This is a genomic window from Halomonas sp., assembly GCF_033549285.1.
Taxonomy (GTDB): Bacteria; Pseudomonadota; Gammaproteobacteria; order Pseudomonadales; family Halomonadaceae; genus Halomonas.
Window position 1 is genome coordinate 1 of sequence record NZ_JAWSUJ010000170.1, and the last position, 4,988, is coordinate 4,988.

General features: G+C 58.3%; 5 protein-coding genes and 1 pseudogene. 4 read left to right on the plus strand and 2 right to left on the minus strand.

Annotated features, from left to right (window positions below; translation table 11 throughout):
- Window positions 1-160: pseudogene (gene trkA, locus SCI24_RS20890) on the plus strand (Trk system potassium transporter TrkA); the annotation flags it as partial.
- A 251-nt stretch (window positions 161-411) separates the two neighbouring features.
- Here trkA and SCI24_RS20895 read toward each other — a convergent pair.
- Together SCI24_RS20895 and SCI24_RS20900 are read right to left on the minus strand one after the other, a co-directional pair.
- Entirely contained in the window at window positions 412-1,824 is a 1,413-nt protein-coding gene (locus SCI24_RS20895) for a sensor histidine kinase (protein ID WP_318727204.1), read from the minus strand.
- Window positions 1,821-2,477 (minus strand): response regulator transcription factor, encoded by a 657-nt coding sequence (locus SCI24_RS20900; protein ID WP_318727205.1) that lies wholly within the window; start codon window positions 2,475-2,477, stop codon window positions 1,821-1,823. Before SCI24_RS20900 ends, SCI24_RS20895 begins: the two co-directional genes overlap by 4 nt.
- 195 nt (window positions 2,478-2,672) lie before the next feature.
- On the opposite strand from SCI24_RS20900, the gene SCI24_RS20905 reads away from it, so the two are divergent.
- The 3 genes from SCI24_RS20905 to SCI24_RS20915 all read left to right on the plus strand — a co-directional run bounded on the left by SCI24_RS20905 (window position 2,673) and on the right by SCI24_RS20915 (window position 4,750).
- Window positions 2,673-3,038 (plus strand): hypothetical protein, encoded by a 366-nt coding sequence (locus SCI24_RS20905; protein ID WP_318727206.1) that lies wholly within the window; start codon window positions 2,673-2,675, stop codon window positions 3,036-3,038.
- A 67-nt stretch (window positions 3,039-3,105) separates the two neighbouring features.
- A complete protein-coding gene (locus SCI24_RS20910; protein ID WP_318727207.1) occupies window positions 3,106-3,771 on the plus strand; it encodes a hypothetical protein in 666 nt (221 codons plus the stop codon).
- Between the two features lie 217 nt (window positions 3,772-3,988).
- Window positions 3,989-4,750 (plus strand): PRC-barrel domain-containing protein, encoded by a 762-nt coding sequence (locus SCI24_RS20915; protein WP_318727208.1) that lies wholly within the window; start codon window positions 3,989-3,991, stop codon window positions 4,748-4,750.
- Window positions 4,751-4,988: the final 238 nt, after the last annotated feature.

Below are 4,988 nucleotides of genomic sequence, written 5' to 3' on the forward strand. Positions count from 1 at the left end.
GGGCACCACCATCGGCGCCATCGTGCGCGGCAAGGAGGTGATGATCGCCCATGACGACGTGGTGGTGGAGTCCGGCGACCACGTCATCCTGTTCGTGATCGACAAGCGCCGCCTGCGCGACGTGGAGCGGCTGTTCCAGGTCGGGCTGACCTTCTTCTGAGGTAGGATCACATCGAGCTGACCATCACGAAGCGGCATGTTCTGATACCCATGGCCTGGCGAAATACTATCTTCGGATGCCTACATCAGCTCCCGGCCAAGAGCGACATTGAGCTAATGCTGATGCATTCCGCGACTTTTCCGTTGAACCATTGCTTCGTGCTGCGGCCCCGTGTAATTAATTATCCGGGACCCTACAGCTATGCGAGTCTGGTTTAGCAACGGAGTCCACATTCAAGGCCTTTCAGAGGGCTACCGCCTCGTGAGCGGCAAGTAGACGATGATAGCGGCTCCGCCATGCTCGGGCTGTAGCGCCTTGGCCTCGCCGCCATGAGCCTTGGCCACCGCCTGGACGATAGCCAGTCCCAGGCCGTTGCTGCCCTTGCCGTGGCTCTGACTGCTGAAGAAGGGATCGAACAGGTGGTCGAGCTCGGCGGAATGTATGCCGGGTCCCTGGTCGCGAATCCGCAGGCAGGCGCGGTCGCCCTGAGGCTCCAGGTGGACCTGTACCGTGGCGCCAGTCGGCGAGAAACGTATCGCGTTGTCGAGCAGGTTGGAGACCAGGGTTTCCATAAGGGGGACATTGCCTTCGATCGGCAGGGAGATATCCTCGGGCGTCTTCAGGGCCAACTCGACTCCGTCTGAGGCGGCAGCATCTTGGCGTTCAGCAACCAGCCGACGCACCAGCCGCCCGAATTCGAGTGGGCGTGTATCGAGTTCCGATGCGGCCGGGTCGACACGCGCCAGGGTCAGCAGCTGGTCGACCAGCGAGGACATGTGGTCCAGCGTGTGTAGCGCCTTGTCCAAGGCGCGTTGCCGGGACTCATCCTCACGGCTGCGCTGGGCGACCTGGAGCTGGCTGCGGCAACCTGCCAACGGCGTACGCAGTTCATGACCCGCGCCGGCGGTGAAGGCACGTTGCCGGGTCAGCACCTCGCCGACCCGGTGCATCAGGTGGTCAAGCGTATCCACCAGACGACGCAGTTCCATGGGTACTCGATCGCGGTTAATGCCCATTGGCCTCGGCGCAAGGGGGTCCTGGGTATCGATAGCCCGCTCGATGCGACGCAGGGGAGCTAGGCCGCTCCAGACGGAGAACACCGCCAGAAGGGCGAAGACGGGTAGCAGCCAGATCAGGGGCCAGGCGAAATCGTCACGCAGAGTATTGGCCCGGTCCGAGCCGATAGACTGCTGAACGGCGACCCGGCTGACCAGCCCCTGTCGCGGGTCGTCCAGGGTGAAGATTCGCCACCGCCGGTCCCCGATGTCCCGGTTATTGAAACCCACTGAGGCGTCTCGGGCGGCTGTCGGGAAGTCGGGCGTGCGTGTCACCAGACCGTGTTCGAAGGAGACCACCTCGAAGTTGACGGGTGTTTCCCACCCCATGCCGGCTGGCATCTTCAGCAAGGTACTCCCGACCGGTGGGAGTGCCGTAGGCAAACCGCCGGAAACATTAGCAGGGGTCTGTCCCGTATAGAGGCTCAATAGCAGTGTTGCGGTGATCCGCAGTCGTTGGTCAACATCGCGTGTCGCGGTGTCCACCGCGGTGCCCCAGGTATTCGTCCACAGTGCTACCCAGACGGTGCCCAGCAACGCCAGCAACCACAGGATCAGGCGGGCATGTAAGCTGGTTGCCAGCCGTTTCATGAAGACAGGCCGGCTCATGGGACGATCCGATAGCCGAGGCCACGTACGGTCTCTATATGGTCTGCTCCGATATGCGAGCGTAGCTTGTGGATCAAGACATGCAGGCTGTTACTCTCCGGCCCTTCGTCCCAGCCGTACAGACGCGACTCCAGTTGCTCGCGGCTGACAACTCGCCCGGGACGCTCCAGCAACGCCTCCAGCACGGCGAACTCGTAGGCTGAGAGGTTGACCGCCGTGTCACCACACCACGCCATCTGGTCGGCGCGGTCCAGACTGAGCTCCCCACAGTGCAGGCGGTTGTCGACATGACCGTTTGCGCGGCGCAGCAGAGCCCGCAGGCGCGCCTCCAGTTCGCCCAGATCGACCGGCTTGACGACATAGTCATCGGCGCCGAGATCCAGAGCAGAGATGCAGTCCGGCGAGCTGCCGTAAGCAGTCAGCACCAACACCGGCACGTAGTGTCGCGAGCGACGCCAGTGACGCAGAAGCTCCATGCCGGAGCGGCCGGGAAGGGCCAGATCCAGCACCACGCTATCGAAGTCGTCGGCGTCCAGGGCACCTTCGGCGGTGCTGCCATCCGTCAGCCAGTCCACGGTATGGCCGTCCAGCCGAAGCCCTTCACAGAGCCCATCGCCAAGGATTTCGTCGTCTTCTACCAGCAGGATTCGCAATTGGTTCTCCTCCAGGCCGTAGTCTGCCTCCTCGGAAGGGGCGGCTGCTACTACCTTAGCACTGACCTGATGTGACCATCCTGCACAGCGCTAAGGTTCAGTTAATCCCGACCGCCGAGGCTCAGGGTGTCGGTAAGGGCAACCTGCCCTGTAATCGACACGCAGAAGCTTGTTCAACCATGAAGGGAGAACGTCATGCGTAAAGAAGTGATGCTGGGACTGGTGCTGGCCCTGGGCTCAACGGGTGCCTTTGCCTCGTTCAGCAGCCAGGATGTCAACGATGATGGCCAGCTGAGCAAGGATGAGTTCTACGGTTCCGTGTCTGATGTCGGAACCTATTCCGACTGGGATCTCAACGACGACGGCTTGCTGGACGAAGATGAATTCGTCGAGCTGGACGTCGACTGGGATTACGACATATGGGATGCCAACGCCGATGGGTATGTCGACTCCGGCGAAGTCTACGACGGCATCTACACCGCCTACGATGCCAACGAGGACGGTCATTGGGACGAAGGCGAATGGGATGATGCCGGAGAGGATGGTTTTTTCGATCTCTAAGAAGAGCATCAGGGCCGTCACCTAAGCGGCCGCTGACGATATTTCGTTAATTTCATGGAGGTTTATCATGTCAATGCTCAAGACCAGAATGGCCGTCACCCTGGCCTTAACTGCCTCGGCCAGCATGATACCGGCCCTGGCACTGGCGGCTGATTCGCCTTACACGAAACCCGATGATACCTGGATAAACCTGAGCGGTACGGCGGTGGATACGGGCCCCAGTTCCTTCGTTCTGGATTATGGACAAGGTAGCATCACGGTCGAGATGGACGATTGGAGCTGGTATGAAAAGGATGGCTATGGATTGATAGAGGGTGACAAGGTCACGGTCTATGGCAAGGTGGATGATGGCATTGCCGAGGCCAACACGATCGAGGCCGGCAGCGTCTATGTCGAGAGTCTAGGCACCTACTTCTATGCCGACAGCGCCGATGAAGAAACGCTGAATTACAGTGTGGTGACACCAATCATTGCAGGCTATACCGAACTGACCGGAACGGTCACCAGCACCGGAGATTACGAATTTACCATCGACACTGGCCCTCGGCAGATGATGATCGATACTGCGTCGCTGGGTTATGATCCCCTCGACGAGAAAGGTTATCAGCAGATTGACGAGGGCGACCTGGTCACGGTGACCGGTGATATGGAGGCTGACCTGTTCGAGAGCATGGAATTGATGGCTGATTCCGTCGTCATTCTCGATGACAGTCAGGAAGATAGCAGCAGCTAATCCAGTCTCAAGGAAGCGTCTTGAGCGGTCCTTCCTTCGGGAGGGCCGCTTTCTTTAGGATGCGACTCTTACGCTGATAATGGGTGAAATCACCCAGGCATGCATGGAAAAATCCTTCTATCAAAATCTTCGAATACAACCATATGAAAATGGCCCTATTGGCGTCAAAACCAAGCATGTACTATGGTAACACGAGATATACGAAAGGGAACTCACCATGAACCCGTATGGCAAAACTTTATCTGCACTATCCTTCGCAATAATGACCATCTCCATGCCGACAGCTCAGGCCGCACAGGGTCAGGCTAACCCTCGCCCCTTGGATGAATGGAGTTACCAGGCGCTTTATCAGCAAGGAGGTATCCGAGCCGAGACACTGCTGAACACCAAGGCGATAGGCGCTCAAGGCAATGTTGTTGGCACGATCGAGAATATCATTCTGGATGAAGAAAATCAGATTGTGACCCTCATCGCGGAGGTCGGTGGCATGTGGGAAAGCGGGGACAGGCACGTCTCCATTCCATGGGGGGAGACTGAACTTGGTCAAGAAGGCGTTCGCATACCGGTTCGCGAAGACAATGTCGAAGACTACAACCTTTTCAACGATGAGTATGTCGACGATGCCTACATCTTCAAGGGAGATCTTGAGAAAAGCACCCAAGTGGAAAGCGATGTCATGACGGGGCCACGTATCTGGAAGATCACCGACATCATCGATGACTTTGCCAGCCTTGGTAAGGACACTGGTGTGGGCTATATCACGGATGCACTCTTCACCCGAGACGGCGTGATGCAGGCCATCGTAGTCAAGCCTTCGAGCGCCGAGTTCGGCAATGGCCCCTATGCGTATCCCTTCTATGGCCATCCGGATGACTGGCAGCCTGGTGCCATGCACTATGAACTTTCCTATCCCAGAGAGTCGCTCTCGGACATGCCAGCCTTCGACTATGAAAAATACGATAGCAGCTGGAATAGCTGATGGACGCTCTGATTGAACAGTAGACCAGCTGCATCATTCATCCTCTGACGCAGGGTTGTCGACGCCCTTAACTCGCCTTCTTCCATGCACTGACATCTTGGGTGATACGGCGTCTCGTGTTGCCTCAAGGGATGACCGTCGGATCAGTTGAGATGGTTAGTACTAGTCGGGTAGACCGGGCGATTGCTCGACCCGGCCCCCCTCAGATCCGGGCATGCGCAATTGACGCACCCGGCTC

What these genes read in the sequence shown, in the direction of transcription:
- SCI24_RS20895 (WP_318727204.1), bottom strand. Translation starts at nt 1,824, where the DNA reads ATGAGCCGGCCTGTCTTCATGAAACGGCTGGCAACCAGCTTACATGCC.
- SCI24_RS20905 (WP_318727206.1), top strand. Translation starts at nt 2,673, where the DNA reads ATGCGTAAAGAAGTGATGCTGGGACTGGTGCTGGCCCTGGGCTCAACG.
- SCI24_RS20910 (WP_318727207.1), top strand. Translation starts at nt 3,106, where the DNA reads ATGTCAATGCTCAAGACCAGAATGGCCGTCACCCTGGCCTTAACTGCC.
- SCI24_RS20915 (WP_318727208.1), top strand. Translation starts at nt 3,989, where the DNA reads ATGAACCCGTATGGCAAAACTTTATCTGCACTATCCTTCGCAATAATG.